The organism is Phenylobacterium sp., from assembly GCF_035539035.1.
Lineage (GTDB): Bacteria > Pseudomonadota > Alphaproteobacteria > Caulobacterales > Caulobacteraceae > Phenylobacterium.
In genome coordinates, this window is the sequence record NZ_DATLJI010000013.1 from 195,900 (window position 1) to 212,213 (window position 16,314).

19 protein-coding genes are annotated in these 16,314 nt (G+C 71.4%); 6 read left to right on the forward strand and 13 right to left on the reverse strand.

Annotated elements, in window-relative coordinates; translation table 11 throughout:
* Positions 1-195: 195 nt before the first annotated feature.
* Positions 196-576 (forward strand): VOC family protein, encoded by a 381-nt coding sequence (locus VM685_RS09225; protein WP_325459849.1) that lies wholly within the window; start codon positions 196-198, stop codon positions 574-576.
* A gap of 59 nt (positions 577-635) precedes the next feature.
* Here the strand turns inward: VM685_RS09225 and VM685_RS09230 are convergent, their stop codons facing one another.
* From VM685_RS09230 to VM685_RS09245, 4 genes are all read right to left on the reverse strand, one after another.
* A complete protein-coding gene (locus VM685_RS09230) occupies positions 636-1,016 on the reverse strand; it encodes a glycine zipper 2TM domain-containing protein (RefSeq protein ID WP_325459850.1) in 381 nt (126 codons plus the stop codon).
* Between the two features lie 128 nt (positions 1,017-1,144).
* Entirely contained in the window at positions 1,145-1,657 is a 513-nt protein-coding gene (locus VM685_RS09235; RefSeq protein ID WP_325459851.1) for a 6-pyruvoyl trahydropterin synthase family protein, read from the reverse strand.
* A gap of 26 nt (positions 1,658-1,683) precedes the next feature.
* Positions 1,684-1,935, reverse strand: a complete 252-nt coding sequence (locus VM685_RS09240) for a DUF2249 domain-containing protein (RefSeq protein ID WP_325459852.1) — start codon at positions 1,933-1,935, stop codon at positions 1,684-1,686.
* Positions 1,936-2,060: 125 nt separating this feature from the next.
* Positions 2,061-4,148 carry a TonB-dependent siderophore receptor gene (locus tag VM685_RS09245; protein ID WP_325459853.1) on the reverse strand — a complete coding sequence of 696 codons (2,088 nt, stop codon included), beginning with the start codon at positions 4,146-4,148 and terminating at the stop codon, positions 2,061-2,063.
* Between the two features lie 114 nt (positions 4,149-4,262).
* On the opposite strand from VM685_RS09245, the gene VM685_RS09250 reads away from it, so the two are divergent.
* The gene (locus VM685_RS09250) at positions 4,263-5,501 is read left to right on the forward strand and encodes a PepSY-associated TM helix domain-containing protein (RefSeq protein ID WP_325459854.1); all 1,239 of its coding nucleotides are present in this window, start codon (positions 4,263-4,265) and stop codon (positions 5,499-5,501) included.
* On the opposite strand, the gene VM685_RS09255 is transcribed toward VM685_RS09250, so the two are convergent.
* The 4 genes from VM685_RS09255 to VM685_RS09270 all read right to left on the reverse strand — a co-directional run bounded on the left by VM685_RS09255 (position 5,498) and on the right by VM685_RS09270 (position 6,686).
* Entirely contained in the window at positions 5,498-5,641 is a 144-nt protein-coding gene (locus VM685_RS09255; RefSeq protein WP_325459855.1) for a hypothetical protein, read from the reverse strand. The two genes, VM685_RS09250 and VM685_RS09255, sit on opposite strands and share 4 nt — an antisense overlap.
* A 603-nt stretch (positions 5,642-6,244) precedes the next feature.
* Positions 6,245-6,436: a hypothetical protein gene (locus VM685_RS09260; protein ID WP_325459856.1), complete on the reverse strand. Its 192-nt coding sequence runs from the start codon at positions 6,434-6,436 to the stop codon at positions 6,245-6,247.
* A gap of 4 nt (positions 6,437-6,440) precedes the next feature.
* Positions 6,441-6,554 carry a hypothetical protein gene (locus VM685_RS09265; RefSeq protein ID WP_325459857.1) on the reverse strand — a complete coding sequence of 38 codons (114 nt, stop codon included), beginning with the start codon at positions 6,552-6,554 and terminating at the stop codon, positions 6,441-6,443.
* 9 nt (positions 6,555-6,563) lie between these two features.
* A complete protein-coding gene (locus VM685_RS09270; RefSeq protein ID WP_325459858.1) occupies positions 6,564-6,686 on the reverse strand; it encodes a hypothetical protein in 123 nt (40 codons plus the stop codon).
* 223 nt (positions 6,687-6,909) lie between these two features.
* Between VM685_RS09270 and VM685_RS09275 the strand changes: the two genes are divergently transcribed.
* On the forward strand, positions 6,910-7,995 hold the full coding sequence (locus VM685_RS09275; protein WP_325459859.1) for a response regulator: 1,086 nt from the start codon (positions 6,910-6,912) through the stop codon (positions 7,993-7,995).
* Here VM685_RS09275 and VM685_RS09280 read toward each other — a convergent pair.
* The gene (locus tag VM685_RS09280) at positions 7,992-8,597 is read right to left on the reverse strand and encodes a peptidylprolyl isomerase (protein ID WP_325459860.1); all 606 of its coding nucleotides are present in this window, start codon (positions 8,595-8,597) and stop codon (positions 7,992-7,994) included. The genes VM685_RS09275 and VM685_RS09280 overlap by 4 nt on opposite strands.
* 335 nt (positions 8,598-8,932) lie before the next feature.
* Between VM685_RS09280 and VM685_RS09285 the strand changes: the two genes are divergently transcribed.
* Positions 8,933-9,628 (forward strand): Crp/Fnr family transcriptional regulator, encoded by a 696-nt coding sequence (locus tag VM685_RS09285; protein ID WP_325459861.1) that lies wholly within the window; start codon positions 8,933-8,935, stop codon positions 9,626-9,628.
* A 70-nt stretch (positions 9,629-9,698) separates the two neighbouring features.
* Complete coding sequence (locus tag VM685_RS09290; RefSeq protein ID WP_325459862.1) at positions 9,699-10,082, forward strand: hypothetical protein; 384 nt, start codon at positions 9,699-9,701, stop codon at positions 10,080-10,082.
* Here VM685_RS09290 and VM685_RS09295 read toward each other — a convergent pair.
* From VM685_RS09295 to VM685_RS09310, 4 genes are all read right to left on the reverse strand, one after another.
* On the reverse strand, positions 10,072-11,838 hold the full coding sequence (locus VM685_RS09295; RefSeq protein ID WP_325459863.1) for an adenylate/guanylate cyclase domain-containing protein: 1,767 nt from the start codon (positions 11,836-11,838) through the stop codon (positions 10,072-10,074). The two genes, VM685_RS09290 and VM685_RS09295, sit on opposite strands and share 11 nt — an antisense overlap.
* Before the next feature lie 418 nt (positions 11,839-12,256).
* Positions 12,257-12,721, reverse strand: coding sequence for a nuclear transport factor 2 family protein (locus tag VM685_RS09300; RefSeq protein WP_325459864.1), 465 nt, complete (start codon positions 12,719-12,721; stop codon positions 12,257-12,259).
* Positions 12,718-13,458: an EcsC family protein gene (locus VM685_RS09305; RefSeq protein WP_325459865.1), complete on the reverse strand. Its 741-nt coding sequence runs from the start codon at positions 13,456-13,458 to the stop codon at positions 12,718-12,720. The genes VM685_RS09300 and VM685_RS09305 overlap by 4 nt, the downstream gene beginning before the upstream one ends.
* Before the next feature lie 437 nt (positions 13,459-13,895).
* Entirely contained in the window at positions 13,896-15,554 is a 1,659-nt protein-coding gene (locus VM685_RS09310; protein ID WP_325459866.1) for a M28 family metallopeptidase, read from the reverse strand.
* A 152-nt stretch (positions 15,555-15,706) separates the two neighbouring features.
* Between VM685_RS09310 and VM685_RS09315 the strand changes: the two genes are divergently transcribed.
* Positions 15,707-16,186 carry a PaaI family thioesterase gene (locus VM685_RS09315; RefSeq protein WP_325459867.1) on the forward strand — a complete coding sequence of 160 codons (480 nt, stop codon included), beginning with the start codon at positions 15,707-15,709 and terminating at the stop codon, positions 16,184-16,186.
* Positions 16,187-16,314: the final 128 nt, after the last annotated feature.

A 16,314-nucleotide genomic window follows, 5' to 3' on the forward strand; every position in this document is an offset into this window, starting at 1 on the left:
GCCTGGAGCCACGCTTCCCGGCGGCAGGTGTAGACCTGTTCCCGGTGGCGACACAGGCGCAGCTTCGCCCGATAGTTGTAATTTGCCGGACTGCGGCGCTGCAGCCACGGCGCGCGTCGGCGCCGGCGGGTGTGCTTGTCGCGGCGGGGGGGCGGCGCCATGCTCGCGCGCCGCTCGGGCGCAGGGGAGACGAAGATGAGCACGCCACTACCGGGTCAGGCCGTCGCCTTCATCCAGGTGTCGGAGCGGGAGCGGGCGCTCGCCTTCTACCGCGACACCCTGGGCATGCCGCTCCACGCCGCCGACGAGCACGGGGATTTCCTGCTGGCGGGCGGGGCGCTCGTTCGGATCACGGTGCTGCCGGACTATGACCCCCATCCCCATCCGGTCTTCGGCTGGAACGTCGAAGACCTGGAGGCGGTGGCCCGCGACCTTCGGGGCCGCGGCGTCGTGTTCACCATCTACGAAGGCATGGGCCAGGACGACCTGGGCATCTGGAGATCGCCCGACGGGCGGACGAAGGTCGCCTGGTTCCCCGATCCCGACGGGAATGTGCTGAGCCTGTCGCAGACGTAAGGGCCCACGAAGAAAGGGCGCCGCTCGCGCGGCGCCCTGTGTCTGGATTGGTTCGACGGCTAGCGGCGGTAGCCGTAGCGGTCGTAGCCGTACCGGTCGTAGTCGTAGCCATAGCGGCTGTTGGTCCGGCCGTAGTAGCGGCTGTCCGACGGATAGCGCGCGCCGTAGTAGGGCTGCGAACTCCGGTAGCGTGAGCTGCGATAGGTCTTGCGGTCGTTGCTCTTGTCGACCGCGTAGCCGAGCGCCGCGCCGGCCACGGCGCCGACCGCCACGGACTCGGTCTTGCCCTTGCCCACGGCCGCACCGGCGACCCCGCCGAGCACGGCGCCGAGGATGGCGCTTTCGGTCTTGGACGTGCCCGCGGCGGCCTGGGTGGCCGGCAGGGCGAGCGCGCCGGCGGCCGTCAGGGCGACCACAGCCTTGGTCATCGTCTTCTTCATGGCTCAACTCCTCTGCCTGCGCCGGCGCTCCCGAGGGGAGACGGCGGCGACGTTGAGGAGGACCCTAACGACCCGGGCCTGAACCCCTCCGGAGCCCACTGTTCATCTGGGGGACAGGTTCAGAGGGGTCAGCCGAGCTGCGCCGCCAGCGCCGTGAGCGCCTCGGCCTGCACCTCGCGCAGGACCGCGTCGGGGTTGCGGTAGATGGCGCTGTTGGCCCCGTGTTCGCGGCACTCGACCTCCGCGATCCAGCAGCGGCCGCCGGTCGCCTCGGCGATCATCGGCCGCGCCGCCTCGAAGGCGAAGCGCGCCAGCATCTCACAGCTCGCGCCGGGCACGACCTGGATCCTGGCCAGCCCGAGTTCCTGCAGCCGGACGAACTCCGGGCGTGCCGGGTCGTCCTCAGCCACCAGCAGGGTATGGTCGAAGGTGGCGTGGAGCCACTGACGGATCTTCCCGAAGCCGCCGGCGCCGAAGTCCACCACCCAGCCGCGGGCGTCGAGCTGCTCGGCGGCGAAGGTGAAGCGGAAGGCCAGCGAATAGCCGTGCAGCAGGGCGCAGTGGCTGTCGGCGGCCCACTGGCGCAGCGCGCAGGTCAGGCCGCGCTCCGCGCCATAGGTCTTGGTGGAGATCCAGGCCATCGGTGGGCTCCGGCGTGACGGTAGGATCAGGCGACGCGGATGAAGTCGATGACCACCCCGGCCGGTGACCGCTGCAGGTATTCGATCTGGAGGGCCTCGCCGAAGCGGGCGTCGAGCTGGGCGAGCAGCGGCAGCGGGTCGTGGTCATTGACGAAGCGCATGGCCTCGCCCGGGCCGAGCGCCTCGAGCGCGCCGAAGATGGCCGCGTGGCGGAAACGCTTGGCGACGCCACGGGCGTCGAAGGGATACGCGGGGATGTCGTGGGTCTCGGCGGTCATGGGGCGCTCCAGTTTCGCGGGACCCTACGGACGACGGGAGGGCGCGACGTTGCGCCAGGACAAGCTCGCGCCGGCGCACGCCTTTTCCCTCCGCCTACAGCGAGGGAAAAGGCGTGCGCTGCTGCCTAGAAGCTGTAGCGGAGGCTGGCCTGGATGTTCCGGGTAGGCGCGTAGAAGGCCTGGTCCCAGTAGAGGCTCGCCAGGTAGGCCTCGTCGGTCACGTTGTTGACGCGCACCGTGGCCTTCACCCGGTCGGTGACCTGCCAGGCGGCCATCAGGTTGAGCGTGGCGTAGCTGTCCTGGCGGATGTCGCCCAGCCAGTTCTCCAGGTGGATGTCGTCCTGCCACTTCAGATTGCCGCCGAGCTCCAGCTTCGGCAGGGCCTGCGGCTCCCAGACGGCGGAGAGGACGACGGTCTTGCGCGGAATGAAGGTGCGCACCTCCTCGCCGCCCGGGCCCTCGATGCCGAGTTGGGTGTAGCCGCCGGAAACCTTCAGGCCGGGGACGACCTCTCCGGCGACCTCGATCTCGAAGCCCTTCGAGCGGGTGTCGACGCCCCGGTAGTAGCTGATGCCCTCGGGCGTGGCTCCGGCGTATTCGGCGTAGTTGTCCTGGCGGGCCTTGAAGACCGTGGCGGCGGCGTAGAGCCGGCCCCCCAGCCACTGGCCCTTCAGCCCGGCCTCGTAGCTGTCGCCCTGGGCGGCGCCGAGCGGTCGGAAGTCCGCGTCGCTCTCGCCCTGCGGCTCGAAGATGTCGCTGTAGCTGGCGTAGAGCGAAAGGCCCGGCGCGAAGGTCCAGGTGACGCCGACGTAGGGGCTGACGGCGTCCTCCTCGCTGGCCATGGACTCCCCGAAGCTGTCGCCCTCCGCCTTCACGTCGATGGCGTTGAACCCGACAATCGCCTTGAGGCTGTCGGCGAGGTCCAGGTGGAGGACGCCGAACACCCGGTTCATCCGGTAGGTCCAGTTGGCCTCCTGGTGCGGCGCGCCCCAGACCGGCTCGGCGATCTCCTCGCCCGTCCAGCCCGGGAAAGCCGGCAGGGCGCCCCAGGCCGGATCGGCGGCCGGCGCGGGATAGGACAGGTAGCCCGACTGCATGTCGGACAGGCTGACGCCCAGCATCGCCTGGTGGCCGCGGCCGAAGGCCTCCAAGGGGCCGGCCAGGCTGGCGTCGAACAGCAGGCGGTTGGAGTTCTGCTCGTAGTTGGCCGGCCAGCCGAACAGGCCGAGGCCCGTCCCGGCGTCGGGGTTGCCGTAGGTGTAGAAGAGCACCGAGCGCTCGTCGAAGTCGTTGTAGGTGACGATCGCCTTGGCCTCCCAGTCCCGCGGCAGGGCGTAGACCAGCTCCACGAAGGCGGTGTTCGACAGCGTGTCCCACTCCGTCCAGTCGATGGAGGTGGTGGTGGAGGGATCGTAGCGCGTCTGGGTTCCGTCGGCGTACTGCATGGGCAGCGCGCCCCAGAGCACGCCGTCGGCCTTGTTGTCCTGGCGGGCGTAGCCGGCGGTGAGGATGGCGTTGTCGCCCACCTGGCCCTCAACCACGCCGTAGACGAAGGTCCGGTCGGAGCCGTAGAGGTCGAGGTGGCTCCCCTTGTCCTCGACCGCGGCCACGAGCCGCCCGGCCCACAGGCCCGAGGCGGTGAACGGCCCGGAGACGTCCGCCTCGCCGCGCACCCGGCCCCAGGAGCCGACGGTCAGCTCGGCGTCGGCGCGCCGGTCGTTGGTCGGGCGCTTGCGGACGTAGTTGATGGTGCCTGACGGATTGCCGGTGCCGGTGAGCAGGCCGTTGGCGCCGCGCACAACCTCGACCTTCTCGTAGCCGGCGGTGTCGAGCGCGCCCACCACGTTCCAGGTGAAGGGCAGGCCGACCCCGTCCACCTGCATGCTTTTGATGTCGAAGCCGCGGGCGTTGTAGTAGGTCCGGTCGGTCTCGACCGCCTCGACGTTGACCCCGGTGACCAGCGACAGGACCTGGTTCACCTCGTCGAGCCCGAAGCTGTCCATGAACTGACGGTCGACGATGGTCACCGCCTGCGGGGTCTCGCTCAGGCTGAGGTCCAGGCCCGTGGCGCCCTTGGACGTGCGGTCGTCCCGGCGGGCCGTCACCAGCACCTCGGCCACCGTTCCGGCGTCGTCCTCGGCGAACGCCGGCAGGGCGGCGGCGAGAGCGCCCGCGAGCACGGTGGCGGAGAGGAGGCGGCGGCGGAGATGCATCGGTGAGACCCTTTGGACAAATATGAGAATGATTCTTAGTTGCGTTCTTGATGCGAATAACTCCTATTTGCAGGAAATCAAGGGAAGCTTGGCCGCGCGGCCGAGGAGAGACGCATGCGGACGTTGTGGGTGGCCGTGCACCGCTGGCTGGGACTGGGGACAGCGGCCTTCCTGTTCATCGCGGGCCTGACGGGCGCGGTGATCTCCTGGGACCATGAGCTGGACGGCGCGCTCAATCCGGGGCTCTACGAGGCGCGAACGGTGGGCGCCGCGAAGCCGACGCTCGCGCTCGCGCAGGCGCTGGAGCGGGACCGGCCGAACCTGCAGGTCACCTGGGTCCCGATCGCACTCGAGCCGGGGGAGGCGGTGCTGTTCGGGGTGGAGGCCAAGCCTGACCCGGTCACCGGCAAGGCCCGGCCGCTGGACTACAACCAGGTCGCCGTGGACCCGGCGACGGGGGAGGTGCAGGGCCAGCGGTTCTGGGGCCAGCCCTCGCTCAGCCGCGAGAACCTGCTGCCGTTCCTCTACAAGCTGCACTACTCCCTGACCCTGCCGTTCGTGAACGGCGTGGACATCGGCGTCTGGCTGATGGGGATCGTCGGGATCGCCTGGACGATCGACTGCCTGGTGGCGCTGTGGATCTCCTTCCCCAAGGCCGCGGCGTGGAGGAAGTCCTTCGCCTTCCGCTGGCGCGAGGGCGGCTACCGGCTGACCTTCGACCTGCACCGCTCGGGCGGTGTGTGGCTATGGGGCCTGCTGCTCGTGGTGGCGGTGACCTCGGTGTCGATGAACCTCGGCCCTCAGGTGACCCGGCCGATCGTGGGCCTGTTCTCGCAGCTCTCGCCGGACCCGTTCTCGACGCGCCAGGCCCGCGCCTTCGACGAGCCCGCCACGCCGGCCGTCCCGCGTGAGCGGGTCGTCGAGATCGCCCGGGCGGAGGCGCAGCGCCGCGGCTGGGACGCCCCGCCCGGCGGGGTGTTCTATTCGCCGATGTACGACGTCTACGGCGTGGGCTTCTACGAGGTCGGGGACGACCACGGCGACGGCGGGCTGGGCAATCCGTGGCTCTATTTCGACGGCTCCACCGGCGCGCCGGTCGGGGCGCTGACACCAGGGCGGGGCACGGCGGGCGACATCTTCATGCAGGCGCAGTTCCCGCTGCACTCGGGCCGCATCCTGGACGTGCCGGGCCGCGTGCTGGTCTCGCTGCTGGGCCTGGCCGTGGCCGGCCTCTCGGCCACCGGCGTGATCATCTGGGCCCGCAAGCGGCGCAGCCGGGTGCGGCGCCGGCGGCCCGTTCCCGGTCCCGGTCCCGCCACCGGCGTGGCGATGGCCCGGGAGAGCGTCGGCTAGCCCTGGCCGTAAAGGATCAGGCCGCTCAGGTCCTCGCCGCGGACGGCGGTGACCGCGCGGTGCGGCCGGGTGTCGGGCCGGTGGACCACCTTGCGGCGGCGGTAGACGACCTGGAAAGCGCGGGGGGTTCTGGTCTTCACGGGCGGGCTCCTTTGTGCGCTCAGGCGCACTGGGACTGGAGGGCGCGCACCCGGACGGGGTCCGGGCGCCACATGGGAAACTGATCGCGTTCCAGGCGCTCGAGCTCGCGGGCGTGCTGGGTCCTGGGGTGCGGGAACAGGAACGGGGCGGACCCGGCCGCGGCGGCGCGACGGTCCCCGTCGAAGACGCGAAGGCGGCGCGCGAGGCCACGCAGGATCCGGGCGGCGCGAGGTTCCGTGGAGTCCATTGGCCGGGTCAAAAGAGTCTCTCCTCGAACTGGGCCGTAAAAAGCGTGGCCGGGCCAGCGGTTCCGCTTGGTCGATCACGGCTGCGTTGGGGAAACGGGTGATCCGTGATCAGGCTGGAGCCGAGGCTGGGCGGTGCGAACGGTCGCACCCCCATTCCCCCAAACTGAGGTCCCGGCGTCTTGCGCGGCCCTGTTGCGCTCTGCACTTGAAACTCGCGTAGTGAGGCAGGGCGAGTCGCGAGAAGCGCGCATGGCGATGGTGGTCATCAGAGTAACCGGTCTGGCGGCGGCCCTGGCCCTGTGCGCGGCTTTTTGGGTGATGGTCGGCCGGGCGCTGGCTGGCGGCGGCTAGGCCTCAGGCGGCGCGGAGCTTCGCCACGCAGGCCCGCAGCAGGGCCGTCCGGTCCGGCGCGAGGCCGGGGTCGGCGAGTTCGGCGAGCGCGCCCTGGAGCGGCTCTCCGAAGTGGCGGACGCCGAGCCGCCAGATCTCAGCGCGCACGGCCTCGGGCGAGACCCCGGCGCGGCCGAGGAAGTCGAACAGACCCATGCGGCTAGCCCTTCTTCCGTTCGGGATTGAGCACCGAGGCCACCTGCACGGCAGGTTTGGCTTTGGGGGCCTTCGGCTTGCGGATCTCGCGGTTGGATTTCTTCTGACCCTTGGCCATGGTCGCCTCCTAGCGGGTGCTGCGGGGATCGTTGAGGAGCGGCCGGCGCGGCGTCGGGCTCGGCGCGCCGGAAGAGCGGGCGTCGACGAGGGTGCGCCGGACGGCCGGCGGCAGGCGGCTGGGGGTGGTCATGTGGTGGCCCTCGTGGGCCGGGGGCCCGGCGCGGAGGAATCCGCGGTTGGGGCTCGGGGCAGGCGCACCCTAGCACGTCCGGCGCGGCGGTGCGCGGGCTCGTTCCGGTTGTCGTTCCGTATACACCGATACTTAAGCGTGAGCGTGGAGACTTGGGAGGAGCCTTTCCAACCGGCGCGCCCCCAGCGCCCAGCCGCCGCGTGAGCCCATGACCCCAGAAGCCATGCCCCGCCTCCTCGTCGTCGACGACACCGAGGACAACCGGATCATCCTGAACCGCCGCTTCACCCGCCTGGGCTACGAGGTGGTCGAGGCCAACGACGGCCTCTCCGCCCTCAACCTGATCGCCCGCGAGCCCTTCGACGTGGTGCTGCTGGACATCATGATGCCGGGCATCGACGGCCTGGAGGTTCTGCGCCGGGTGCGCGAGACGCACACCGAGAACCAGCTGCCGGTGATCATGGTCACCGCCAAGTCCGCCAGCGAGGACGTCGTCGAGGCCCTGCTGATGGGCGCCAACGACTATGTCACCAAGCCGGTGGACATGGAGATCGCCGCCGCCCGCGTGGAGATGCAGCTGCGCCGCAAGCGCGCCGAGGACCACTCCCGCGCCGCCTACCGCGAGCTCGAGCAGACCCTCACCAGCCTGCAGGGCTCCATCGAGCAGGCCCAGAACAAGCAGGCGGCGCTGACCGACCTCGGCCCTGAGGTGCGCGCGCCGCTGGACGGCCTGCTGGGCGCCGCCAAGGTGCTGACCAAGGTCTGCGACACGCCCGACCTGAAGAAGATGATCGCGGTGATCGAGACCGCCGCCCAGTCGCTCGACCGGCTGGTGGCCGAGGCTGTCCTCGACGAGGCGCCGCCGGCCCGCAAGGCCAAGAAGACCAAGGCCGCCCCGGTCCTGCCGCCGCGCAAGGTGAGCGTGCTCTCGGCCGACGCCGACCCGGCCCGCCGCCACGGCGTGCGGCTGGTGTTCGCCGAGGCCGACGTGGACATCGAGCTGTCGGAGGCCCACTCCGGCGCCGAGGCCGCGCAGATCGCCGCCGGCCGGCCGTTCGATCTGATCCTGATGAACGTCGAGATGGGCGATGGCCTGAACGGCATTCGCGTCATCCGTCGCACCGAGGCGGAGGTCGGCCAGCGCCGGACCCCGGTCCTGGCGGTCTCCAAGGACGGCGCGGCGGCGGCCGAGGCCGTGGCCGCCGGCGCCGACCTGCACATGCCCATGCCCATCACGGCGGCGGGCCTGCTGACGGCGCTCGCCCGGGCCCTGTCGCGCGAGAGCGACGACCTCAGCGCGGTGGCCTAGGCCGCGACCCGCCGGGCGGAGACGATCTTCACCGGCTTCACGAGCATCTCGCCCTTCATGGAGCCTTCGCCGCGGTTCGGGTCCACCGGCAGGGCGAGGAGCTTCTTGACCACGTCCATGCCCTCGACCACCCGGCCGAAGGCGGCGAAGCCGGGGTTCTTCGGGTCCTTGGGGTCGGCGTCGAGATAGGGCTGGTCGCCGACGCAGATGAACCAGTCGGCCTGGGCCGTGCCCGGGGCGTGGCGTCCCATGGAGATGGTCCCGTCGGTGTGGGTCAGGCCCGTCTTGATCGTGCTCTCGTGGGCGATCGGCGGCAGCACCTTCTTCGGATCGTTCTGCAGTCCGCCCTGCAGCAGGCCGAAGGTCTTGGGCCCGCCCGGCGGCGTCGAGGCCCGGTAGAAGGCCGCCCCGTCGTAGAGCTTGCGATCCACATACTTCAGGAAGTTGCCGACGGTGACTGGCGCCTTCGCCTGCTCCAGCTCCAGCACGATGACGCCCTCGGCGGTGGTCAGGGCCACCCTGACCGTGGGGGCGGGCTGGGCGAGGGCGGGAGTGGCGGCGAGCGCCACGGCGGCGGCGAGGAGGGTGCGGCGGGTCTGCATCGGCCGACGTTAGACCGCCCGGCCCGCCCGCCCAAGGGCGCTCCGCCAAGCCGGTTTCCGCAAAGCGCGTGTCCGCCCGGTGACTGGCGTCACATCCCGATCGGAAGCTTCGCCTTATCCCTCGCGCCCTTTCGCCGACCCGAGATCCGCCGAGGAGCCGAACTGATGAAGACCAGAACCGCCGCCCAGACCCTTTCGTCCCCGGGCGAGGGCCGGCCGTGCTGACGGGCGGGGCCTGCGTGCAGAACCTGCACTGGAACTTCGCGCCCGGGATGGTCCGGCCGCGAAGATCAAGGCATGCTGGGCCATCGCCGGATTTGGGGCTGGAGGCGTGCGTGGCGTCCCACGGGACGGAAGACTTCGAGCAAGTCCGCTCGGCCCTGGCGGCCAGCGAGGTCCTTCGGCACATCTCGCCGGAGGCCGCCTCGACGCTTGCCCGCCGCGGCGCGCCGGTGGCCCTGGCGGCCGGCGCCCTGCTGGCCCAGGAGGGCGACCCCGGCGACGCGGTCTTCGTGGTGCTCGACGGAGAGGTGGAGGTCCGCTCCACCACCGTCGGCGGCCGCGAGATCCGGCTGACGGCGCTGGGCCGCGGCTCGGTGGTGGGCGAGATGGCGGTGCTCGACGGCGGCCCGCGCTCGGCCGACCTGATCGCCACGCGGCGCACGCGCCTGTGGCGGATCCCCCGGGCGGCCCTGCTCGAGGTGCTGGAATCCGAGCCCAAGGCGGCCGTCGCCCTGGTGGCCGAGCTGAGCCGCCGGCTGCGGGCCACCAACGCCGACCTGGAGGCCCGCTCGGCCCTCGACCTGGGAGGCCGGCTCGCCCGCCTGCTGCTGGCCGAGCAGAACACCCGCGGCCTGATCGCCCTCACCCAGACCGAGATGGCCAGGCGGGTGGGCGTCAGCCGCGAGAAGGTGAACCGCAAGCTGCGCGACTGGATGCTGGAAGGCTGGGTGGAGAAGACCCCGTCCGGCGTGCGCGTGCTCTCGGCAGACCGCCTGCAGGGCGTGGTCAAGGAGCGGCTGAGCGGCTGACAGCAGGCGAATTCCGGCCCATGGTTTTCCCGTTTGGGGCGAATCAACGACGCGACGAGGGGGACGGCCGATGCCGATGCTGCAGACGGTGCTGGGTGAGCTGAACGTTCACATGGGCCGGGAGAAGATCCGCGAACTGGCCAAGCGGAAGGACATGTTCGCGCCGGGGACCGACCCCGACTACGGCTTCCTGATGGAGGCCCACCCGCAGCTCATCTCAGCCTGGCAGGAACTGCTGAAGGGGATGCCGCTCGGCATCCGCACAGGCCTTCGGGCGATCATCCATCACGCGCTGTCGACCAGCCCGCCGACGCAGGTGACCTTCGCCTGGGCGCCGAACTACGACTACGAGATGACCGTCTGGCAAGCGCCGGACACCAAGACGACCAAGGGGGGCATCACGGTGCTGATCAAGAGCCGCTACCCGGACGACGCCCACCCGATCAAGGGCTAGCGGCGTAGGCGGCGGCCTCCCCCGCCAGGCGCACGGCCTCGGCCAGCGCCTCGCGGTCGGCGGGGTTGGCGTAGGGCAGCGGCGCACCCATCCGGGCCCGCAGCCGCCCGCGCAGCTCTGTTGGATAAGCCTTGGCCGCCTCCTCGATCCGGCCCAGCCGGTAGAGGGCGGCCGCCAGGAGCCGGGTGGCGGCGACGTCGTTAAGCCGGATCGCCGCCTCGGCGTGGGTCACCGCCTCCTGGAGGTCGCCCGCGTGGAAGTGGGCGAGCGACAGCATGCGGTGCATCGGGCCTAGCTGCGGATCGTAGGGGCTGTAGCGCAGGCTGCGCTCGATGGGCGCGATCGCCTCGCGGGCCCGGCCGGAATAGACCAGCACCTGACCCAGGCGGAAGTGGCCGAAGGCGAAGTTGGCGTTGAGCGCGATGGTCTTGCGCGCCTCTTCCAACGCCTCGCGGTGCCGGCCGAGGAACAGCGCCGCCCCCGAGGCCGCGAAATGCCCGTAGGCGTCGCGCGGGTCGAGCCGGATTCCGGTGTGGGCGTTGTCGTAGGCGGCGAGCAGGTCTTCCTTCCCGTTGGGCGACCAGCCGTAGACGACGCCGCCGTAGAGCAGCCGGGCCAGGCCGATGTGCGCCAGGGCCAGGTCGGGATCCCGCTCGATCGCCTGGCGGAACAGGGTCATCGCCGCGTGATAGCCCTCCTCCGACACCTGGTTCATGTGCCACATGCCGCGCTGGAAGCAGTCGAAGGCCGTCAGGTCGCCGACGTTCTTCCGCGCGATGCGGACCCCCTCGGAGTGCAGCATGGCCGGCTCGATGGCGCCCACCACCTGCTCGGTGATCTCGTCCTGCAGGCGGAAGATATCGACCATCTCGCGGTCGAAGGTGTCGGCCCACAGGTGGGCGCCGGTGGCCGCCTCCAGGAGCAGGGCGGTCACCCGCACGCGCTGGCCGGACCGCCGGACGCTGCCTTCCAGGATGTAGCGGACCCCCAGCTCCTCGCCGATGCGGCCGGGCTCCACGCCGCGGTCCTTGTAGGTGAAGCTGCTTTCCCGGGAGATCACGAAGAACCAGCGCCAGCGCGACAGCGCCATGACGATGTCCTCACTGATCGCGTCGACGAAGTACTCCTGCTCGGGATCGCCGCTCATGTTGTGGAACGGCATGACGGCGATGGAAGGCTTGGCCGGTAGCGGCAGGCTCCGGCGGCCCTCGCCGTCGCCGTCGGCGCCGTCCTGCCGCACGCGGTAGGCGCGCACCGGGCGGGGGATGTTCTTCAGCCGCTGCTCGCCGAGATCCTCGAAGCCGACCTCGATGCGGCCGTGCGTGTCTTCCTGTACGCGCGCCGAGACACAGATTCCTCCCGGGTCGGCCATGGACTCCAGGCGCGCCGCGACGTTCACCCCGTCGCCGAAGATGTCGCCGGCCTCGATGACCACGTCGGCGGTGTGAATCCCGATCCGGAACTCCAGGCGGATGTCGGGCAGGACAGGGCGGTTGCGCTCGGTGACGCCGTCCTGGATGGCCAGGGCGCAGCGCAGCGCACTGACGGCGCTGGCGAACTCCACGAGCAGGCCGTCGCCGGTGGTCTTGAAGACGCGGCCGCCGTGCTCGTCCACGGCCGGCTCAATCACCTCTCGCAGGTGGCCCGCGAACTGGCGCAGCGTGCCTTCCTCGTCGGCCGAGACGAGCCGGCTGTAGCCGGCCACGTCGGCGGCCAGGATGGCGGCGAGCCTCCGCTCGACCCTTCTGCTCGGCAACTCCGCCTCCAGTCCACTTCCGTCCCTTGACGTGGACGCCCCATGCGGGAAGCGGCGGAGAATGCGTGTTGCGCCGCACAAACGCAAGAATGGGCTGCGCCTGTTCGGCGAACTTCGGGCGGCGGACTGGGCGCCTGCCGCCGTGTGACTCGCGTCACAGGAGAGCGGCCGCCCCGGCGCGATAACCGCCCCGCGCCCGTCCCCCGGGCGCAGGGCTGTTCGGGAGTGGGTGCGATGGTTGTCAGTGGTCGAAGCGACGGTTCCTGGCTCGCGGGCGTGGCGCTCGAGGACGACGAGCGGTGGCGCCGGACGGTGTGGGCGGACTTCGTCGGCGCGCTCGCGCTTTGCGCGCTGATGGGCGGGTTGCTGGCGCTGGCCAGCAGCTGCGCGTGAGGGGCGGGTGCGCCCGCCTGTCCGCTCAGCGCGGACAGCGGTAGAGGGTGTCGGTCCGGCCGCGGGAGAGGATGCGCCCGTCGCTGCGGACGAGCGTCTGGACGCTGTCGGCGCAGGAGAGCCTGACCCGGCCGCCGGTCACGATCCGCGAGACCTTGCGGATGACGACGCGGGCGGTGAGGCCGTCGGGCTGGATATCTATCCGCTGGACCTGTCCGCTCTCGCGGACCTGGGACTGTGAGAAGAACCGCTGCGCCTGGGTGCGGGCCTGGGGAAGCGTGCTGGTCCCGTAGGCCACCATCTCGCGGCCGCTGCGGGCCTGGTCCGTGAAGCGGGCGTCCGGCGTGAAGTGTGCGGCCCAGTCGGCGACATCGCCGGCGTTCCATGCCCGTTCCTGGCGGCTCAAGAAGCTGCGGATGTCCGCGTCGGTCAGGCGCCCGGGGGCCGCAGCGGTCAACAGCACGGCGGCGAGGGCGATGAAGATCCTCATCCGAGCGCCCGCGCGCGGTAGGCGTTCATGGCCGTCTCCCCCAGCCGCTCGGTGAGCCGCCAGTTGACCACCGCGCCGACGGGGGCGCCGATCACCGGGATCATCTGGGCGAGCTTCGCCAGGTCGATGTAGTCGCGGTACTCCTGCTGGAAGCGCCGCCAGTCGAACGCTTCGTAGGACGAGGGATGGGGCCGGGCGTCCCAGTCCTGCATCGCTTCGAAGACGTCGGCGCGGTGGTCGGGGCCGGAAAAAGCCAGCTGGAAGATGTGCAGCAGGAAGAGCCGTTCGGCGAAGTCCTCCCCGGACTTGCCATAGATGGCCGCCAGGTCGAACAACAGCTTGATCTTCAGGGTCAGCAGCGCCGGGAAGTCGGCCATCGCCATCCAGAAGCCGCCGGCCCCGGTGACGCCGCCCTCGACGGCGGCGGCGTTGCGGTAGCCCTCGATGGCCCGCCGGGCGCGCTCGTCCCGCTCGCGCAGGCTGAGGCCGGTCAGCGGCTCCCCGGTGGTCAGGTCCGCGCCGGTCAGCAGGGTCCGGGTCAGCCGCTCGATCACGGCCGTGACCGCCTGGTGCACCCGCTCCGGGATGGCGCGGTTGATCCGCTGCTGCAGCCCCCGGGCGGCGCGGTCGAGGGGGCCGGCGGCCCTCAGCACGCGATCGCGCCAGTGGGCGACCTCGTTGCGGGCCCAGGCTTCGTAGTCGGCGTCGGAGGCGGTGAAGGGCGGCGTGGCGGGCATGGGCTTTCGCCATCTAAATCACATCCGGAGCCGCGCGCCCACGATCGCCGCCCGCCGCCCGTGTCTGTGACCGGGGTCACATCCAGCCGTGCAGGCGTCGGGCCATCATCTTCATCGCCAGCCGAGGAGTGGGTGTGATGACGGGTGGAGAACGGCGCGCGACGCTGCTGGGGGATTGGCTGTGGCGCAGTCTGCCGGTCCTCTGCCTGCTTCTCGCCCTGCTCTTCGGCCTGGTTGCCTTCATGCTTCGGTCCTGACCGGACCTGGCGGCGTCCTCCTCCCCGGATGGCCGCCGAAGCCGGCCGCGCGCGCCGTCCCGTCTCCAGCCCCAAATGGCGTCGGGCGTCGGGTGTGGCGGCTTTCTTCCGGACCAGGCTCCGCCGTGGTCGGGCGCGTCCCCCGGGACGCGCCCGACCACGGGCCTTTTCCGGTCAAGGCTACTTCCGCTGGGCGGCGGTGCGGTCGCGGACCGCCTTGAACTCGGAGCCCGCGCTCCACTGCGGCCAGCGGTTCGACGTCGCCAGCATCCGACCCGCCTCGTAGACCAGGGCCACATCCTGGACGGCCCCGCGCAGATCCCAGTCGGCGCTCCAGGCGTCGCAGGTCTGGTGGTAGCAGCGGGCGGTGTACTCCGCGACCCAGCGGTCGCCGGCGGCCCGGCCGCCCTGCACGAGATCCGGCGCCCCGCCGAGCGCCATCAGCAGCAGCACCGGCACCCCTCGCTTGGCCACCGAGAAGTGATCGGCGCGGTAGAACAGCGCCCGCTCGGGGCGGGCGTCTGGGGTCACCACCCGGCCCTGCCGCGCGGCGGCGTAGGCCAGGTGCTGCTCGAGCTCGTTCTGGCCGGCGCCCACCAGCACCACGTCGCGGGACGGCCCCAGCGGCTGCAGCACGTCGAGGGTGAAGTTGGCGACCGTGGTGGCCAGCGGATAGCTCGGGTGCTCGGCGTAGTACTCCGAGCCCAGCAGGCCGCGCTCCTCCGCGGTCCAGGCGGCGAAGACGATGGTGCGGTCGGGGCGAGGGCCCTGCACGAAGGCGCGCGCGATCTCGATCACCCCGCCCACGCCGATGGCGTCGTCCAGCGCGCCGGGCCGCACGGTCTGCCCCTGGGCGTCGGCCGGGCCCACGCCGTAGCCGTCCCAGTGGGCGGCGTACATGATGCTCTCGGCGCGCCGCGTCTTCCCCGGCAGGGCCGCCAGGATGTTGCGGCTCATCAGCTTCTCGGAGGCGACCGTGAGGTCCACCGAGACGGTGGCGTCCTTCAGGGCCACGGGCGTGAAGGCGGCGGTGCGGGCGCGGGCCTTCTCGGCCTCGAAGTCGAGCCCCGCGCGGCGGAACAGGTCCACGGCCAGGTCGCGCTGGATCCAGCCCTCGAAGGCCAGCTTCTCCTTCGCCGGATCCGGCCGCTGGACGTCGAAGCTCTCGCCGTTCGAGGCGGTGACGGTCGTCCAGCCGTAGGCGGCGCCGGCCGTCTCGTGGACGATCAGGGCCCCCACCGCGCCCCGCCGCACGGCCTCCTCGTACTTGTAGGTCCAGCGCGCGTAGTAGGTGGCCGCCTTGCCGCCGAACTTGCCGGCCACGGGATCGGAGGCCTCGGCCTCGAAGTCGGGGTCGTTGATCAGGAAGACCGCGACCTTGCCCTTCAGGTCCGCGCCCTTGAAGTCGTCCCAGCCGCGCTCGGGCGCGGTGACGCCGTAGCCCACCCAGACCAGCGGCGCGTCCGCCACCTGCACCCGCGGGTCGGGCCGCAGGGCGTGGAGACGGACCTCCTTGTTCTGGGTCAGCGTCTGGGCCCGGCCGCCGACGCTCAGGGTGATCTTCGCGTCGGGCTGCACCTGGGTGCGGATCAGCGGCACCGCCTGGGTCCAGCCGCCGTTGTCGCCGGCGGGCTTCAGGCCCAGCGCCTTGAACTGGCCGACCACGTAGTCGACCGTCGGCTGCTCGCCCGGCCCGCCCGGCGCGCGGCCGTGGAAGTCGGGGCCCGCCAGCACGCGGGTGTGCTCGGAGAGCTTCGCAGGATCGATCGGGGCGGCGGACTGGGCCTGGGCGGCGAAGGGGGCGGCGGCGAGCGCCGCGACGAGGGCAAGGGTGCGCATGGGCGCGAACCTAGCCCTAAATCTCATGGTGGCCAGTCTGCCTGTGGCCCGAAGTCACTCAAGGACGGCCCGGAGGGCCGCCGCGGCGCGGCCGGCCGGAGGCCGGTCCTTGACTGACTTCGGGCCACAGGCTCGCATCTGCCATGAGAATTATGGCGGGGACCCTCCTTTCGGAGCTCACCCCGAGCGAGGGGAAGACCATGCCGGCCACGACCAACCGCAACACCGTCGAGGGCCTGAACCGGGCCAACGTGGGCAAGCTGCCCGGGCACCTGGGGCTGGAGATCACCGAGGTCGCCCACGGCCGCGTCGTGGGGCGGTTCCCGGTGCGCGAGGACCTGGTGGCCCACACCGGCTACCTGCTGGCCGGCGCCGTGCTGTCGGTGGCCGACATCCTCTGCGCCTACGGCGTCTCCACGGTCTGGCCGGAGGGGGCGAGCGGCTTCACCACTGCGGAGGTGAAGTGCAACTTCACCGGCACCCTCCGCTCGGGCGAGGCGGTCTGCACGGCCGAGCTGCTGCACGGCGGGCGCACCACCCAGGTGTGGGACGCGCGGGTCGAGGACGCCGCCACCGGCAAGCTGATGGCCGCCTTCCGCTGCACCCAGATCATCCTCTATCCGCGCACCTAGCCGGCAGCCCCGCTTTGACACAGGCCGACCCGCGGCCGAAGACACCGCGCGCGCCGGCTTCGTCGGGACGGAACAGGCCGCCGCGGCAAGGGTTTGAACAGCGAACCCGAAAAACCCAAGAGTGAAGG